At 74.8% G+C, this 17,816-nt stretch carries 8 protein-coding genes and 1 tRNA gene; 8 read left to right on the forward strand and 1 reads right to left on the reverse strand.

What is annotated here, in order from left to right; genetic code table 11:
• Window positions 1-20: 20 nt before the first annotated feature.
• From ACZ4W9_RS16235 to ACZ4W9_RS16270, 8 genes are all read left to right on the forward strand, one after another.
• Window positions 21-1,541, forward strand: a complete 1,521-nt coding sequence (locus ACZ4W9_RS16235; protein WP_467936065.1) for a DUF7059 domain-containing protein — start codon at window positions 21-23, stop codon at window positions 1,539-1,541.
• A gap of 338 nt (window positions 1,542-1,879) precedes the next feature.
• Entirely contained in the window at window positions 1,880-2,077 is a 198-nt protein-coding gene (locus ACZ4W9_RS16240; protein WP_467936067.1) for a hypothetical protein, read from the forward strand.
• A gap of 257 nt (window positions 2,078-2,334) precedes the next feature.
• A complete protein-coding gene (topA, locus tag ACZ4W9_RS16245) occupies window positions 2,335-5,169 on the forward strand; it encodes a type I DNA topoisomerase (RefSeq protein WP_467936069.1) in 2,835 nt (944 codons plus the stop codon).
• A 237-nt stretch (window positions 5,170-5,406) separates the two neighbouring features.
• A complete protein-coding gene (gene tmk, locus ACZ4W9_RS16250; RefSeq protein WP_467936071.1) occupies window positions 5,407-8,883 on the forward strand; it encodes a dTMP kinase in 3,477 nt (1,158 codons plus the stop codon).
• Between the two features lie 315 nt (window positions 8,884-9,198).
• Entirely contained in the window at window positions 9,199-10,404 is a 1,206-nt protein-coding gene (locus ACZ4W9_RS16255) for a DNA polymerase III subunit delta' (protein WP_467936073.1), read from the forward strand.
• 76 nt (window positions 10,405-10,480) lie between these two features.
• On the forward strand, window positions 10,481-12,109 hold the full coding sequence (locus tag ACZ4W9_RS16260) for an alpha/beta hydrolase (protein WP_467936075.1): 1,629 nt from the start codon (window positions 10,481-10,483) through the stop codon (window positions 12,107-12,109).
• A gap of 108 nt (window positions 12,110-12,217) precedes the next feature.
• Window positions 12,218-12,294 (forward strand) — tRNA-Thr (locus ACZ4W9_RS16265).
• Between the two features lie 524 nt (window positions 12,295-12,818).
• Window positions 12,819-16,061, forward strand: a complete 3,243-nt coding sequence (locus ACZ4W9_RS16270; RefSeq protein ID WP_467936077.1) for an AfsR/SARP family transcriptional regulator — start codon at window positions 12,819-12,821, stop codon at window positions 16,059-16,061.
• 52 nt (window positions 16,062-16,113) lie between these two features.
• On the opposite strand, the gene ACZ4W9_RS16275 is transcribed toward ACZ4W9_RS16270, so the two are convergent.
• Window positions 16,114-17,802: a bifunctional 3'-5' exonuclease/DNA polymerase gene (locus ACZ4W9_RS16275; protein WP_467936079.1), complete on the reverse strand. Its 1,689-nt coding sequence runs from the start codon at window positions 17,800-17,802 to the stop codon at window positions 16,114-16,116.
• Between the last annotated feature and the right edge of the window lie 14 nt (window positions 17,803-17,816).

The raw sequence follows: 17,816 nt of genomic DNA on the forward strand, positions 1-17,816 counted from the left end.
CCGCGGGCCACAATGGGGGCGTGACTGACACCGGACCCGCTTCCCTGCCCGCCGTCGACCGGCCCGACACCGCCGCGCGCCTGAGGGACGCGCTGCTGGCCGCCTCCTTCACCGCCGACGGGTTGCTCGACCTGCTCGGCGCCGCCGCGTACGCGGCACTGGCCCGCAGCGAGACCGTGCCCGCCCTGCGGGCGACCCGCGGCGACACGCCGCTGGAGACGCTCGTACGGCTGTTCCTGCTCCAGCAGCCGGTGCCGCACGCGCGCGTGACGGCCGTGCTGCCGGTCCAGGAGGCACTGGAGGCCGGCTGGCTGCGGCGCGTGGGCGGCGACGCGGTGGCCGCGACCGTGGACGTGCGGCCCTACGGCGGTCCCGGCGGCGAGGACTGGTTCATCGTCTCCGACCTGGGCTGCGCGGTCGGCGGGGCCGGCGGCATCGGACAGCGCGAGGAGGGCGTCGTCCTCGGCGTCGGCGGCGCCTCCACGACCCTCGCCGGCATCACCGTGCGCACCCCCGTCGCCTCCGCCCTGGACCTCGGCACCGGCTCCGGCATCCAGGCGCTGCACGCCGCCCGGCACGCCACGCGCGTGACGGCGACCGACCTCAACCCGCGTGCGCTGCACATCACGGCGCTCACGCTGGCGCTGTCCGGGGCGCCCGCCGCCGATCTGCGCGAGGGCTCGCTCTTCGAGCCGGTCCGGGACGACGAGAGCTTCGACCTGATCGTCTCCAACCCGCCGTTCGTGATCTCCCCGGGGGCCCGGCTGACGTACCGGGACGGCGGCATGGGCGGGGACGATCTGTGCCGCTCGCTCGTCCAGCAGGCGGGGGAACGGCTGAACGAGGGCGGGTTCGCGCAGTTCCTCGCGAACTGGCAGCACGTGGCGGGGGAGGACTGGCAGGACAGGCTCAGGTCCTGGGTGCCGCGCGGGTGCGACGCCTGGATCGTGCAGCGCGAGGTGCAGGACGTCACACAGTACGCCGAGCTGTGGCTGCGGGACGCCGGCGACCACCACGGTGACCCGACGGAGTACCAGGCGCGCTACGACGCCTGGCTCGACGAGTTCGAGGCGCGCAAGGCCAGGGCGGTCGGCTTCGGCTGGATCACCCTGCGCAAGACCGGCTCCGCCGAGCCCGTCGTCACCGTGGAGGAGTGGCCGCACCCGGTCGAGCAGCCGCTCGGCGAGACGATCCGGGCGCACTTCGACCGGCTCGACTACCTCCGGGGCCACGACGACGCGGCACTGCTGGACAGCCACTTCAGGCTCGCCCCCGAAGTGGTCCAGGAGCAGGTCGGGCTGCCCGGCGCCGAGGATCCCGAGCACGTGGTGCTGCGCCAGCACCGGGGGATGCGTCGGGCGACGAAGGTGGACACGGTCGGCGCCGGGTTCGCGGGCGTGTGCGACGGCACGCTGAGCGCGGGCCGCATCCTGGACGCCATCGCCCAGCTCGTCGGCGAGGACGCGGTGCTGCTCCGCGACCGCACCCCCGCCCAGATCCGGCTGCTGGTGGAACAGGGCTTCCTGGAGCCGGCGGGCTGAGCGAGCTGGCAGGGGCTCCCGACTCCCGACTCCCGACTCCCGGCTCCCGGGTGCCCGTGCCGTCGCGGGGCGCGGCCGGATCGTCGTCCGGCCCGGCCGCGCGCCCCTGCCGTACACCGGGAGCGCGGGGCCGGAGAGGGCTCCGGGGCCTCGCTGCCGGGTTGGTCTCCGGAAAACGGCCGGAAAAATATGGCCGACGAGCCCGGACCTTCTCGTTCGCTTGTATGTGCGATTTGATGTCGGCCTTCCGTTCACCCCGATGTCGCCCGCCCGTCTCCCGTGCGTGCCACGCTCCCCGCGCCGGGCGCAGCCGGTGGCAGTCAAGAGGGGGGCGGGCGATGGAAAGCGGGCCGGCGATCTTCGCGGGAGCGGTGTTCGCCCTGTTCGGAGCCGGTCTACTGGCCTGGACCGGGAGGCGGCTGCGACGCCGCGAACCGGTGGCCCTCGGTGTGAGCCGGGTCGCATCCACCGCCTTCGCGGGCGTGGCCGCGACCGCCGCCCTGACCCTCGGCGGGTACTGCCTGACCCGGCTCTGAGCCCGTGCGGGACCGCTTCGGCGGGTAAGGGGAACGTTACGCTCCGGACAGGGCCGCGCGGGCGGCCGGGCAGTCCGGGCGGCAGGAATGCCGGTAGTCGGGTTACCGTTCGAGTGGCCGTTGTGGGCTTTTCCCGTTTGACACGGGGGCGGGATGTAGCGTCACACTCCGCAGCGTCACACGAGCCAGCAGTACGCCGCGAACCCCGGGACCAAGGCCTGGGGAGGCCCCAGCGTCGACCGGAGAGAAGAGCGAAGTTGTCCCCGACCAGCGAGACCGCACACGGCGGTCGCCGACTCGTCATCGTCGAGTCGCCTGCCAAGGCGAAGACGATCAAGGGTTACCTCGGCCCCGGTTACATCGTCGAGGCGAGCGTCGGGCACATCCGCGACCTTCCCAACGGTGCCGCGGAGGTACCCGAGAAGTACACCGGCGAGGTCCGTCGCCTCGGTGTGGACGTGGAACACGACTTCCAGCCGATCTATGTCGTCAACGCCGACAAGAAGGCCCAGGTCAAGAAGCTCAAGGACCTGCTGAAGGACTCCGACGAGCTGTTCCTCGCCACCGATGAGGACCGGGAGGGCGAGGCGATCGCCTGGCACCTCCAGGAGGTCCTGAAGCCGAAGATCCCCGTCAAGCGGATGGTGTTCCACGAGATCACCAAGGACGCGATCCGCGCGGCCGTCGCCAACCCGCGCCAGCTCAACCAGAAGCTGGTCGACGCCCAGGAGACCCGCCGCATCCTCGACCGCCTCTACGGCTACGAGGTCTCGCCGGTCCTGTGGAAGAAGGTCATGCCCCGGCTGTCGGCCGGCCGCGTGCAGTCCGTCGCCACGCGACTCGTCGTGGAGCGGGAACGCGAGCGCATCGCCTTCCGTTCCGCCGAGTACTGGGACCTGACGGGCACCTTCGCCACCGGCCGCGCGGGAGACACGTCGGACCCGTCGTCGCTGGTCGCCCGCCTCCAGAGCGTCGACGGCAGGCGGGTCGCGCAGGGCCGCGACTTCGACTCCGTGGGCCGGCTCAAGAGCGCCGGCACCCTCCACCTCGACGAGGCGACCGCCCGCGGCCTCGCCGCCGCCCTGGAGAACACCCGCTTCTCCGTCCGGTCCGTCGAGTCCAAGCCGTACCGCCGCTCGCCGTACGCCCCGTTCCGTACGACGACACTCCAGCAGGAGGCCAGCCGCAAGCTCGGCTTCGGCGCCAAGGCGACGATGCAGATCGCGCAGAAGCTGTACGAGAACGGCTACATCACGTACATGCGTACGGACTCCACGACGCTGAGCGACACCGCGATCTCCGCGGCCCGCGCCCAGGTCACGCAGCTGTACGGCGCCGACTACCTGCCGCCGCAGCCGCGCACGTACGCCGCCAAGGTCAAGAACGCGCAGGAGGCCCACGAGGCCATCCGCCCCTCGGGTGATCGTTTCCGCACGCCCGCGGAGACCGGCCTGACCGGCGACCAGTTCAAGCTGTACGAACTGATCTGGAAGCGGACCGTCGCCTCCCAGATGAAGGACGCGACCGGGAACAGCGTCACGGTGAAGATCGGTGGCACGTCCGCCGACGGCCGGGACGTCGAGTTCAGCGCGTCCGGCAAGACGATCACCTTCCACGGCTTCCTGAAGGCCTACGTCGAGGGCGCCGACGACCCGAACGCCGAGCTGGACGACCGCGAGCGCCGGCTGCCGCAGGTCGCCGAGGGCGACGCGCTGTCCGCCGAGGACATCACGGTCGACGGCCACGCGACCAAGCCCCCGGCCCGGTACACCGAGGCCAGCCTCGTCAAGGAGCTGGAAGAGCGCGAGATCGGCCGCCCGTCGACCTACGCGTCGATCATCGGCACGATCCTGGACCGCGGCTATGTGTTCAAGAAGGGCACGGCCCTGGTGCCGTCCTTCCTGTCCTTCGCCGTGGTCAACCTCCTGGAGAAGCACTTCGGGCGGCTGGTCGACTACGACTTCACCGCCAAGATGGAGGACGACCTCGACCGGATCGCCGCCGGTGAGGCGAAGGCCGTGCCGTGGCTGAAGCGCTTCTACTTCGGTGAGGGCCGGGACGGCGTCGGCAGCGCGGCCGAGGCGGGCAACGGCGACGGGGACCACCTCGGCGGCCTCAAGGAGCTGGTGACCGACCTGGGCGCGATCGACGCCCGCGAGGTCTCCTCGTTCCCGGTGGGCAACGGCATCGTGCTCCGCGTCGGCCGCTACGGCCCGTACATCGAGCGCGGCGAGAAGGACACCGAGGAGCACCAGCGCGCCGACATCCCGGACGACCTGGCCCCGGACGAGCTGACCGTCGAGCTGGCCGAGGAACTGCTGGCCAAGCCGAGCGGCGACTTCGAGCTGGGCACCGACCCGGAGACGGGCCACCAGATCGTCGCCAAGGCCGGCCGCTACGGCCCGTACGTCACGGAGATCCTGCCCGAGGGCACCCCGAAGACGGGCAAGAACGCGGTCAAGCCGCGGACGGCGTCGCTGTTCAAGTCCATGTCGCTCGACACGGTGACGCTCGAGGACGCGCTGCAGCTGATGTCGCTGCCGCGGGTCGTCGGCACGGACGCCGACGGCGTGGAGATCACCGCGCAGAACGGCCGCTACGGCCCGTACCTGAAGAAGGGCACGGACTCGCGTTCGCTCCAGTCCGAGGAGCAGCTCTTCACGATCACGCTGGAAGAGGCCCAGGCGATCTACGCCCAGCCCAAGCAGCGGGGCCGGGCCGCCGCCAAGCCGCCGCTGAAGGAACTGGGCGACGACCCGGTCTCCGGCAAGCCGGTCGTCGTCAAGGACGGCCGCTTCGGCCCGTACGTCACCGACGGCGAGACGAACGCGACCCTGCGTTCCGGCGACAGCGTCGAGACGATCACTCCTGAGCGTGGTTTCGAGCTGCTCGCCGAGAAGCGCGCGAAGGCCCCGGCCAAGAAGACCGCGAAGAAGGCGGCGGCCAAGAAGACCGCCCCGGCGAAGAAGACCGCCGCCAAGAAGACGGCCGCCAAGAAGACGACGGCCACCGCGAAGAAGACGACCGCCAAGAAGACGGCCACGAAGAAGACGGCCGCTTCCAAGGCGACGGCTTCCGGGCCGGAGGACTGAGCGGAGGACCCCGGCCCCATCGAGGGGGGCCGGCCGCGGTCAGGGGCCGTTCACGGCGTCCGTGACCGCCCTGCCGGCCCCCGCGGTCTCGTACCCGGCCGCCTACTCGGCTTCGCGCCCGGCTTCGCTCGGCGCTTCGCGAAATGAACGTCCGCCCCGGTGCCCGCCTGGTACCGGGGCGGACGCGCGTGCGGACACGCGAGGTGTGGTGTCAGTGGCTGCGGATAGGCTGAACGCATGACGCGAGCCGAGCAGCCAACGGCCCACCCCACAGCCCCGGACGACGCCCTGGTCGCGGACTCCCGCGAGCGTGCCGTCCGTTCCCTGCTGCGCCGACCGCAGCTGAGGCGCTTGTGGAGCGCGCAGCTGGTCAGCGGGGTCGGCGACACCCTGTCCCTTCTCGTCCTCGTCGTCCTGGTCCTCCAGGCGGCGATCGCCGAGGGCGCCTTCGGCGGTGGTTACCGAGGCGTGGCGTTCGCAGTGGCGACGGTCTTCGGCGCACGCGTCCTCGCCACGCTGCTCTTCGGTGCCGTCCTCCTCGGCCCGCTGACCACGCTCACCGCCCTGGAGGGCCCGCTCGACCGCCGCTGGACCATGGTCGGCGCCGACGGGCTGCGCGCCGCGCTGCTGATCGTCGCGCCCCTGTGGATCGCCTGGATCCCGGGCGACGCGCTCGCCGTCCTGCTGGTCACCGCCTTCGTCACCGGCGTCGCCGAGCGGCTGTGGACGGTGTGCCGGGAGAGCGCCGCCCCGGCCCTGCTGCCGGCCCCGCCCCCGGAGGGCGCGACCGTGCGGCCGCTGCCGGACCACCTGGACGCCCTGCGTCGCCTGGCGCTGCGCACCACCTTCCTCACCGTCCCGTTGGCCGCCGCCGTCCTGGTCGGCGCCGCCCTGCTGAACAACCTGCTGGGCACGGGCGTGGCCTGGTTCGACCAGCATCAGGCGGCCCTCGCGTCGTACGTGGCGGCGGGCCTGTTCGCCGCCTCGCTGTCCGTGCTGACCTCCCTGGAGGTGCCCGGCACCCACACCCCGCGCGCGCGGTCCCCGCTGGAGGGACTGCGCCGGCCGCGCACCGGCACCGGTGTCGACAAGGGCCGCACGGGCGCCGCCCCGCTGCTGGTCCCGGCCTGCGCCGGGGTCGCCGGGGCGATCGCCGCGGCCGTCTCGGTGTGCGTGCTGCACGCCAAGGACCTGGGCGGCGGCCCGGTCCTCTACGGCCTGCTGGTGCTGGGCCTGACCGGCGGCGTCGCCGTCGGCATCCGGACCGCCCCCGCGCTGCTGCCCTCCCTGTCCCGCCGCCGTCTGCTGGCCCTGGCGATCGCCGTCACCGGCATCGCGCTGCTGGCCGCCGGACTGGTCCCGGACGTCACCACGGTCCTGCTGATCGTCACGCTGGCCGGTGCCGCCGCGGGCGTCGCCGCGAACACCGGGCACACCCTGCTCGACCAGGAGACCGAGGACTTCCGCCGGGCGCGCACCACCGAGCACCTGCACGCCGTCGTCCGCGTCTTCATAGCGCTCGGCGTCCTGATCGCACCGCTGTTCGCGGCGCTGATCGGCCCGCACCGGCTGGAGAACGGCAAGTTCGTCTTCGCGCACGGCGGCGCGGCCTTCACGCTGATGCTGGTCGGCGCGCTGCTGCTGCCGGTGGCCGCGCTGGTGCTCGCCAAGGTCGACGACCGCTCCGGCGTACCGCTGCGCCAGGACCTGAAGGACGCGCTGCTCGGCGGTGACGACCCGGTCACGGCACCGGCGGCCAACGGCTTCTTCATCGCCCTGGAGGGCGGTGACGGCGCCGGCAAGTCCACCCAGGCCGAGGCGCTCGCCGAGTGGATCCGGGCCAAGGGCCACGAGGTCGTGGTCACCCGCGAACCCGGCGCCACCCCGGTGGGCAAGCGGCTGCGCTCCATCCTGCTGGACGTGTCCTCGGCCGGCCTGTCGCACCGCGCGGAGGCACTGCTGTACGCCGCCGACCGCGCCGAGCACGTCGACACGGTCGTACGGCCCGCCCTGGAGCGCGGCGCGGTGGTCATCTCCGACCGCTACATCGACTCCTCCGTCGCCTACCAGGGCGCCGGCCGCGACCTGTCCCCGACCGAGGTCGCCCGCATCAACCGCTGGGCCACCGACGGGCTGGTCCCGCACCTCACCGTGCTGCTGGACGTCTCCCCGGAGACCGCCCGCGAACGGTTCACCGAGGCACCGGACCGGCTGGAGTCGGAGCCGGCCGAGTTCCACGCACGCGTGCGGGCCGGTTTCCTCACGCTGGCCGCGTCCGACCCCGGCCGCTATCTGGTGGTGGACGCCGGACAGGAGCCCGAGGCCGTCACCACCGTGATCCGGCACCGGCTGGACGTCGTGCTGCCGCTGTCCGAGGCCGAGATCAAGGCCCAGGAGGAGGCGCGCCGCAAAGCCGAGGAGGAAGCCCGCCGCAAGGCCGAGGAAGAGGCCGCCCGCAAGGCCGAGGAGGAGCGCCTGGAGCGTGAGCGCCAGGAGCAGCTGGCCCGCCTGCGCGCCGAGGAGGAGGAGCGCAAGCGGCGCGAGCTGGAGGAGGCGCAGCGGCGCGAGGCCGAGCGGCAGGCGGAGGAGGCCCGGCAGCGGGCCGAGGAGGCGCGCCGGCGCGCGGAGGAGGAGCGGCAGCGGCTGCTCGCCGAGGAGAAGGCGCGCGCCGAGGAGGAGGCCCGCCGCAAGGCGGAGGAGGAACGGCGCCGCAAGCAGGCCGAGGAGGAGGCCCGGCTGCGCGCCGAGGAAGAGGCCCGGCAGGCCCGGCTGCGGGCGGAGGAGGAGGCCCGGCAGGCGAAGCTGCGTGCCGAGGAGGAGGCGCGGCGTCTGGAGGCGCAGCGCAAGGCCGAGGAGGCGCTGCTCCGCGCCGAGGAGGCCCGCCGGCAGGCCGCCGAGGCCGCGGCGGCGGCCGACGCGGCGGCCCGCAGGCCCAGCGCGCCCCTGCCCACGACGCCGGGCACCGCCCGGAACACCGGGGACGCCGGGCACACCTTTGGCGCTTCGCCCGTCGACGAGACCGTTCCGACGCCGGCGGTGTCGCCGGACGCGCGGACCCCGGGCGGGACGGAACGCCGTACGGACGGTCCGGCCACGGACGACACGACGGTGCTGCGACCGGTGCGCGACCGCTTCGCCGGTGGCGCCCGGGACTCCTCCCCGGACTCCGAGGTGACCGCCGAGCTGCCGCAGCCGCCGGTGCCCTCCGGGCCGGGGGAGGAGACGGCGGTGCTGCCGCAGGTGCCTTCCGGCGCGGCGGACGAGACGGCCGCACCGCCGCCGGTGTCCGCCGACGGTCCGGCCGGGTCGCCGGCGTCGGGCCCGGGTGCCGGGGACGAGACGGCGGTGCTGCCGCGGGTGACCCCGGGCGCGGCCGACGAGACGGCCGTGCTGCCGCCCGTGCGGGGCGACGACCCGGCGGACCGGGTGCCGCCCGGCTTCTTCCGGGACGAGCGCCCCGCCGCGGGACCCGACGGTTCCGAGCCCCGCACGCGGGAGATGCCCCAGCTCGGCGCCGACGGCACCCCCCGCCGCCCGCGCTCCGACTGGGCCGAGGAGACCCCGCTGGACGACCTGCCGTCGCTGGCCGACGAACTGCTCGGGTCGTACGACGAGAGCGCGTACGGCGAGCGGGAGTACGGCGACGGGGGCGAGAACGAGGAGCCGGGCAGCCGGGGCCGGGGCCGGGGCCGGGGCAGGGGCCGACGCGGCTGAGGGGCCGAGGGGCCTGAGGAGGCCGGCGGGGCCCCGGTGACCGACCGGGGTGCCGCGCCGGCCGGTCGCGCCGCGCGGGTTCCGGGCCGCCTCCGCCGGTCCCCGGCCGCCACCGTCAGACGCCGGTCGGCACGTCGGGGCACGGTCGCCTCCATGAGACGCCGGTCGGCATGCCGGGCGCCGGGCGCCGGTCGCTTCCCCGCCCGCCCGGCCGGCTCCCCGCACGCCCCGCGACCCGGGTCGTCTCCCGTTGTCGGTGCGCGCCCGCACAATGGATCCCGGAACGCGGAGTGTGACGGAAGGGCGGCGTGACCCATGACCGTGTGGGACGACCTCGTCGGGCAGGAGAAGGTGAGCGCGGTGCTCGACGCGGCCGCGCGGGACGCCGACGCCCTCGTCACGGCCGCCACGGCGGAGCAGCCGCCCCCCGAGGCGTCGAAGATGACCCATGCCTGGCTGTTCACGGGCCCGCCCGGCGCGGGCCGGAACCAGGCGGCCAGGGCCTTCGCCGCCGCTCTGCAGTGCGTGAGCCCCGACCGGGCGCTCGGCGGCGTCCCCGGCTGCGGCTTCTGCGACGGCTGCCACACGGCACTGCTCGGCACCCACGCGGACGTCACGACGGTCGCCGCGGTCGGCTCCGAGATCCTGGTCAAGGACATGCGGGACACGGTCCGCAAGTCGTTCACCGCCCCGGCGAACGGCCGCTGGCAGATCATCCTGGTCGAGGACGCCGAGCGGCTGAACGAGAAGTCGGCCAACGCCGTCCTCAAGGCCGTGGAGGAGCCGGCCCCGCGCACGGTGTGGCTGCTGTGCGCCCCCTCCATCGAGGACGTCCTGCCCACCATCCGCTCCCGGTGCCGCCACCTGAACCTGCGCACACCGTCCGTCGACGCGGTCGCCGACATGCTCGTACGGCGCGACGGCATCGAGCCCGAGGTCGCCGCGTCCGTCGCCCGCGCCACCCAGGGCCATGTCGACCGGGCCCGCCGGCTGGCCACCGACCCGGCGGCCCGCGAGCGCCGCGCCGCCGTGCTGAGGCTGCCGCTGCGGCTCGGTGAGGTGGGCGCCTGCCTCAAGGCCGCCCAGGAACTGGTCGACGCGGCGGCGGAGGACGCCAAGCAGCTCGCCGAGGAGATGGACGGCAAGGAGACCGAGGAACTGAAGGCGGCGCTCGGCGCGGCCCAGGGCGGCCGGATGCCGCGCGGGACGGCGGGGGTGATGAAGGACCTGGAGGACATGCAGAAGCGCCGCAGGACCCGGACGCAGCGCGACAGTCTCGACGTGGCCCTCGGCGACCTCACCGCCTTCTACCGCGATGTCCTCGCCCTCCAGCTCGGCACGCGTGTGGCGATCGCCAACGCCGACGCCGAGGACGCCCTGGACCGGCTGGCGCGCGGCAGCACCCCCGAGTCCACGCTCCGCCGCATCGAGGCGATCTCGGCGTGCCGCGACGCGCTGGACCGCAACGTGGCCCCGCTGCTGGCGGTGGAGGCGATGACGATGGCACTGCGGGCGGGGTGAGCGGGCGCGTCCCCCGTAGGAGGGCACAAACACTACGCATCGCACCTGAGCCGTCGCCCGGCGTTACGCTCGCCTGATGCGAACCAGGCCAACTCCCCCTCCCCGCGGTTCCGGCCGTGCCCATCGGATCCGGGGCGTCCGCCCCCGGACGGCGGCCCGACTCACGGCCACCCTCCTCGCGGCCGGCGCGCTGCTGGTGTCCGCCTGTTCCCCCGGGAGCCCGGCCACGTCGGCCGCCGGGACGGTGCAGGCCGCGCTCGCCGCGCTGCCGCGTGCGACCCCGGCGGCGCTGACGCCGTACTACAGCCAACGGCCGCGCTGGCGCGCGTGCGGTGCCCCCGGGTTCGAGTGCGCGACGATGAAGGCCCCGCTGGACTATGCCCGCCCCGACGCGGGCACCGTCCGCCTCGCCGTCGCCCGCAAGAAGGCCACCGGCACGGCGGGGCGGCTCGGCTCGCTGCTGGTCAACCCGGGCGGCCCGGGCGGCTCGGCGGTGGGGTACCTCCAGCAGTACGCGGCCCTCGGCTACCCGGCGGCGGTCCGCGCCCGCTACGACATGGTGGCGATGGACCCGCGGGGCGTCGCCCGCAGCGAGCCCGTGAAGTGCCTCGACGGGCGGCGGATGGACGCGTACACGCAGACGGATCCGACACCCGACGACCAGAGGGAGCGGGACGCGCTGGTCGCGGCGGACCGGAGGTTCGCGGAGAGCTGCGGGGCCCACTCGGCGCGGCTGCTGCGGCACGTCTCGACGGTGGAGGCGGCGCGGGACATGGACATCCTGCGGGCGGTGCTCGGCGACCGGAGGCTGAACTACGTCGGGGCGTCGTACGGCACGTTCCTCGGGGCGACGTACGCGGGGCTGTTCCCGAAGCGGGTCGGCCGGATGGTGCTGGACGGCGCGATGGACCCGTCCCTGGACGCCCGCGGGCTGAACCTGGACCAGACGGCGGGTTTCGAGACGGCGTTCCAGGCGTTCGCGAAGGACTGCGTACGGCACGCCGACTGCCCGCTCGGCGGCCGGGGCACGACCCCCGCGCGGGTCGGCGAGCGCCTGCGGGCGTTCTTCCGGGAGCTGGACGCCCGGCCGCTGCCGACGGGTGACGCGGACGGCCGCAGGCTGGGGGAGGCGCTGGCCACGACCGGGGTGATCGCGTCGATGTACGACGAGGGGTCCTGGGGGCAGTTGCGCGAGGCGCTGACCTCGGCGATGGAGGAGCACGACGGCGCGGGTCTGCTGTCCCTCTCGGACAGCTACTACGAGCGGGACGCCGACGGCCACTACAGCAACCTGATGATGGCCAACGCGGCGGTGAACTGCCTGGACCTGCCCGCCGCGTTCTCGGGTCCCGAGGAGGTGGAGAAGGCGCTGCCCGCGTTCGAGAAGGCGTCCCCGGTCTTCGGCCCGGGCCTGGCCTGGGCCTCCCTGAACTGCGCGTACTGGCCGGTGCGGGCCACGGGCGAGCCGCACCGCATCGAGGGGAGGGGAGCGGCGCCGATCGTGGTGGTCGGTACCGTCCGCGACCCGGCGACGCCCTACCGCTGGGCACGGTCCCTGGCCGGGCAGCTCTCCTCGGCCCGCCTGCTGACGTACGACGGCGACGGCCACACGGCGTACCGGCGGGGCAGCGGCTGCATCGACACGGCGATCGACACCTACCTCCTCCGAGGCACCCCGCCACCCCCCGGAAAGCGCTGCTCATAGCCCCTGGAGCCCACCCCGGAAGCCCCCGCTCCGGGGTGGGTACGAAGCACCCCGGGAAACTGTGTAGACTTACCGACGTTGCCGATCGCACCATGGTTCGAGCAGCACGCCGCTTTAGCTCAGATGGCCAGAGCAACGCACTCGTAATGCGTAGGTCTCGGGTTCGAATCCCGAAAGCGGCTCCACTGGAACCCCAGGGCAGACATCGTCTGACCTGGGGTTTTGTCGTTCAGAGGGTTTGGCATCCCGGTGGGGCCGGATGGGGCCTGTGGGTTCGGTGGGGCGTGGCGGCAGGGGCGCGTGAGCACGCTGTCGGGGAAAGGCGGGACGGGGCCCCGGTCGTTCACCTCCGCCGGCCGGGGCCCTTGTCGTCCCCGGATCCGGCCTGCGGCGACACTCCCCCGAGTTACGCGACATACGCGCGCGCCGTCGAGCCAGATCCGATGGAATGATCACATCAGGATTCGCCAACGGATCGCTAACATGTGGCCAACGGTTCGTCAGCGGGCCGCCGGGCGGCTGGCCGGAAGTGGCCTTTCAATAGCGGGAAAAGACCCTTGGAAGGGTGCATTCCGTCGGCCGTTCAGTGGGCAACGAGTGGCGGGACGCCGTTGTGGACAGGGCGGGTTTCCGCCAGGCGACGGCGGGCACACACCCGCCGCGGAGCGCGGTCGGCCCCGACCGCGCGGGAAGGCTGTGGAGCGGCGTGATGCGGCGGTGCGAGCTGCGCTTCGGACTGCTGGGACCGCCGGTCCTCTACGACCGACCGGCGTACGGGGCGCCGTACGACCCCGCTGCCGGAGCCGCGGGCGACGGGCACGTCCGGTCGATCGGCAGTCCCAAGGTCCGTGCCCTGCTCGCGGCGCTGCTGCTGGAGCCCGGCCGGGTCGTGTCGGTCGAGATGCTGAAGGACGCGCTGTGGGGCGGCACGCCGCCCGTCTCCGCGCAGGCATCCCTGCACAACCACGTCACCCGGCTGCGCCGGCTCCTGGACGATCCCGAGCGGCTCCGGGCCGTACCGCCGGGTTATGTGCTGCGGGTCGACCACGGCGAGCTGGATGTGCACGTCTTCGACGCCCGGGTCGCCGAGGCGCGCGCCGCGCACGCCCGGCGGGACTGGCCGGGCGTCCTGCGGGCCAGCTCCGGCGCGCTCGCGCTGTGGCGCGGCGCCCCGCTCGGCGGACTCCCCGCCGACATCGGCGGCTACGCCTTCGCGCAGCGCCTGGAGCAGGCCCGGCTGCTCCTTCTGGAGTGGCGCTACGACGCCGAACTCGCCCTCGGCGGCGCCCGCCTGGCCGCCCTCGTGCCCGAGCTGTCCGCGCTGGTCGCCGAGCATCCGCTGCGCGAGGCGTACCACCGTCAGCTGATGCTCGCCCTGCACCGCACCGGGCGCCAGGCCGAGGCCCTCGCCGTCCACCGCGATCTGCGCGCCCGCCTGGTGGAGGAACTCGGCATCGAACCCGGCCCGACGGTCCGCGAGGCCCATGTCGAGGTGCTGCGCGGCCGCGGCGGCGAGGCACGCGACGACGACCAGCCGGAAGGCCGGGCGAGCGGGGAGCCGGGCACCGGTGACGACGGCGCGCCGTCCACGGGCGGCGGTGCCGGCGATCACCATGTCTCCGGCCCCGCCTCGGTCGCGTCGCCCGGCACCACCCTCCCCGCGTCCACGGCCTCCCGGCCGGCCGGCACCCCCGCCGCCGAATCCGCGAGCCCCGGCTCCCCGCGCGTCGACGCCGCGCCGCCCGCCTCGCAGACCCCGCGTCCGGCCCAGTTGCCCGCCCCGCCGGCCCACTTCACCGGGCGGGCGGACGTACGGCGCGAACTGCGCGACGCGCTGACCCGGCCGTCCGCCCCGGGCCCCGGCGTCGCGGTGATCAGCGGCATGGCCGGGGTCGGCAAGAGCGCCCTGGCCCTGCACGTGGCCCATGAGCTGCGGGAACGCTTCACCGACGGCCAGCTCTACGTCAATCTGCACGGCGCCACCCCCGGCGTGGCCCCGCTCACCGCCACCCAGGCGCTCACCGCGCTGCTGCGCGACCTCGGCGTCGGCCCCCGGAACATCCCCGAACACCCGGACGCCGCCGCCGCGTTGCTCCGCTCCCTGCTCGCCCCCGCCCGCGTCCTGCTGGTGCTGGACGACGCGGCGAACGCGGCCCAGGTGCGGCCGCTGCTCCCGGCCGGGCCCGGCTGCGCGGTGATCGTCACCAGCCGCTCGCCGCTCACCGCCCTCGACGGCGCCCGGCGCTTCCCGCTCTCCCCGCTGACCGGCGAGGACAGCGCGGCCCTGCTGCGCGCGGTGAGCGGACGCGAGGGGCTGGACTCCGGTCATCCGCTGGTCGAGCTGACCGGCCGGCTCCCGCTGGCGCTGCGCGTGGTCGCCGCCCGGCTCGCCGCCCGCCGCCCCCTCACCCCGGACGTCCTGGCCGGGCAGCTCGCCGACACCGGCAGCCGGCTGCACCACCTGGAGTACGACGATCTGAGCGTCCGCCGCTCCCTGGCCGTCGCCCACGACGCGCTGGCCGCCGCCGAGCGCGAGGCCGACCGGGACGCGGCCCTCGCCCTGTGCCGCATCGGCGCACTCGACCTGCCGACGTACGGCGCCCCGCTGATCGCCCGTCTCACCGGCACCGACGAGCGGCGTGCCGAGGCCGCGCTGGACCGCCTGGTCGACGTCGCCCTGCTGGAGGAGACGGCATACGGCCGGTACGCGCCCCACGACCTCGTCCGCGACTTCGCCCGCGAGCTGGCCGACGCCGACGCGCGGGCCACCGCCGCGGACGTGGCCCCGGACCCGGACACCGGCACCGCCGATCTCGTCGCCCTGCGCTGGTACGCGGCCGTGGCCGAGCGGGTGCTGACGGCGATCACCGGGCCCGGCGTCGACCAGGACGACCGGCGGCGGCCGACCGCCGCGCAGCCCGCCGGGCACGCGGCGGACGTGGCCGCCCTCGCGCCCTTCGAGTCGGCCGAGGAGGCGTTCGCCTGGGGCGAGGTGGAGCTGGAGAACGTCGTCGCGCTGGTGGCGCGGAACGCGGACACCGGTGATCCGCGCACCGCCGCCCACCTCTCGGTGCTCACACGGCTGCTCCTGCCCTATGTGCAGCGCGGCGGCCGGGTCGCCGAGATGGAGGTGCTGGGGCGGGCCGGTCTCCGGGCGGCGCGGCGGCTGAGGGATCCGGCCGCCGAGGCGTACGCGCTGTGCGACCTCGCGGCCCTGCACTTCCTGACGGGCCGGCAGAACGACTCCCTCACCCTCACCGACCAGGCCCTGGAGATCTGGGGGCGGCTCGGCGCGGTCTCCCGGATCCGGCGCTGCCTGAACAACCGGGGGCTGCTGCTGGAGGGGCTCGGGCGGTTCGCGGAGTCGGGGGAGGCGCTGCGCCGCAGCCTCGTCTACTCGCGGCTGCTGAACGATCCCTACGGCGAGGCCGTCACCCGCAGCCACCTCGGCAACCTCTACGAGCACACCGACCCGCGCGCCGCCATCGAGCAGCACCGGCGCTCGCTGGCGATCGGGGACCGGATCGGCGCGGTCATCGTGCGGCACTCGGCGCACTGCAACATCGGCTACGCCCATCTCACCCTCGGCGAACCGGAGGCCGCCGCCCGGCACTTCGAGGAGAGCCTGCGCATCCTCGGCGACCACGGCGACTGGCACGGCGAGGCCCAGACCCGGCTCGGCCTGGTCCGCGCGCTGCGGCAGCTCCGGCAGACCGGACGGGCGGCCGACGAGTGCGCCGAGCTGCTGCGCCGGGCCGACGCCCGCGCCGACCGCTACACGGGCGGACTGGCCCTGCACCAGCACGGCCTCCTGCTGCGGGAGCGGGGACGGCGGACGGAGGCGTACGACGCCTGGCGCGCGGCGCGGGAGGCACTGGAGGGCACGGACGAACAGGCGGTCCTGGCGGAACTGCGGGAGCTGCTGGGCGAGGGCCCCGGCGACGCCGGGTGAAGGGGGCCGTCGAGCGGCGGCCGGGAGGTGCCCGGGGGACGGGGGGACTCGCTCACTTGGCGTCGGCGTAGCACTCGACCACCGCCGTCGTGAACGGGAACCGCACCGGGGTGTCGCCGAAGGTCAGCCGGCCGGCCAGGGCGGCGGAGTCGCGGATGGCGCGTACGACCGCGTCGGCCTCCTGTGCGGGGCAGTGCACGATCACCTCGTCGTGCTGGAAGAAGACCAGCTCGGCCGCCATGTCCCCCAGGGCGCGGCGCAGCGCGGCGAGCAGGAGCAGGGCCCAGTCGGCGGCGCTGCCCTGGACGACGAAGTTGCGGGCGAAGCGGCCCCGCGCGCGGGCGTTCGTCGAGGCGTACCCGGGGACCCAGCCGGACTGGGCCTCCGGTTCCTCCTCGCCGACCGGGATGCCCGCCTCCTGGGCCGTGTCCTCGCCGGAACCGGCGGCCGGCGGGCAGGTGCGGCCCAGCCAGGTGCGGACCAGCCGGCCCTCCTCGCCCGCGCGGGCGGCCTCGTCGACGTAGGCGACGGCCTTCGGGAAGCGGCGGCGGAGCGCGGCGAGGTTCTTCAGGCCGTCGCCGGAGGTCTGGCCGTACACCGCGCCGAGCACGGCGAGTTTGGCCTGCTCGCGGTCGCCGGAGAAGGCGCGGTCGGAGACGGACTGGTAGAGGTCGCTGTCGCGGCCGGCCACCTCCATCAGGCCGGGGTCGCGGGAGATCGCGGCCAGCACGCGCGGTTCCATCTGGTCGGCGTCGGCCACCACCAGCCGCCAGCCGGGGTCGGCGACCACGGCCCGCCGGATCACCTTGGGGATCTGCAGTCCGCCCCCGCCGTTGGTCACCCAGCGCCCGGTGACCGTGCCGCCGGCCAGGAACTCGGGGCGGAAGCGGCCGTCGCGCACCCAGTCCTGGAGCCAGGACCAGCCGTGCGCCACCCAGATGCGGTACAGCTTCTTGTACTCCAGCAGGGGTGCGACGGCCGGGTGGTCGACGGTCCTGAGCTCCCAGCGGCGGGTGGACTTCACCTTGATCCCGGCCTGCGCGAAGGCCTTGACCACATCGGCGGGCAGGTCCGGCCGCACCCGGCGGCCGAAGGCGGCGGACACCTCGTCGGCCAGCTCGGCGAGGCGGCGCGGCTCACCGCCGCCCGCGTACCGCTCGCCGAGCAGTTCGTGCAGCAGTTCGCGGTGGACCCCGGCGCTCCACGGCAGGCCGGAGCGGTTCATCTCGGCGGCCACCAGCATGCCCGCCGACTCGGCGGCGGTCAGCAGCCGCATCCGGTCGGGGTGGGCGGCCCGCTGGTGGCGGCGCTGCTGGTCGGCGTAGACCGCGAGCAGGTCCGGCAGGGGCAGGCGCCGGCCGGCGGGTTCGAACAGCGGGGACTGGGCGCCGGGTTCGGCCGCGCGCTGCGGCGGGTCGGGCGGGACGGGGCCGCCGCGGAGGCGGGCCAGGGCGGCGGCGGCCGAGCGTGGCTCGCCGTACCGGCCCTCGTGGCCCAGCAGGAGTGTCTCGGCGTCCTCGATGTCGTAGCACCGCTCCACTCGCACCCCCGTGGCGAGCAGGCGCGGGTAGACCTCGGCGGTCGAGCGCCACACCCAGCGCGTCACCTCCGGGCGGCTCCGCACCGCCCCGGCGAGATCGCTCTCCCGCCGCACCGGTCCGGCGGGCAGCCCGTCCGGGCCGAGGGGGGCGACGTCCACGCCTCCGTCCTCGGCCGGTGCGAGCGCCCACCGGTCCGTCATGTCCGCGAGTGTGG

The organism is Streptomyces sp. NPDC029296 (assembly GCF_055569255.1).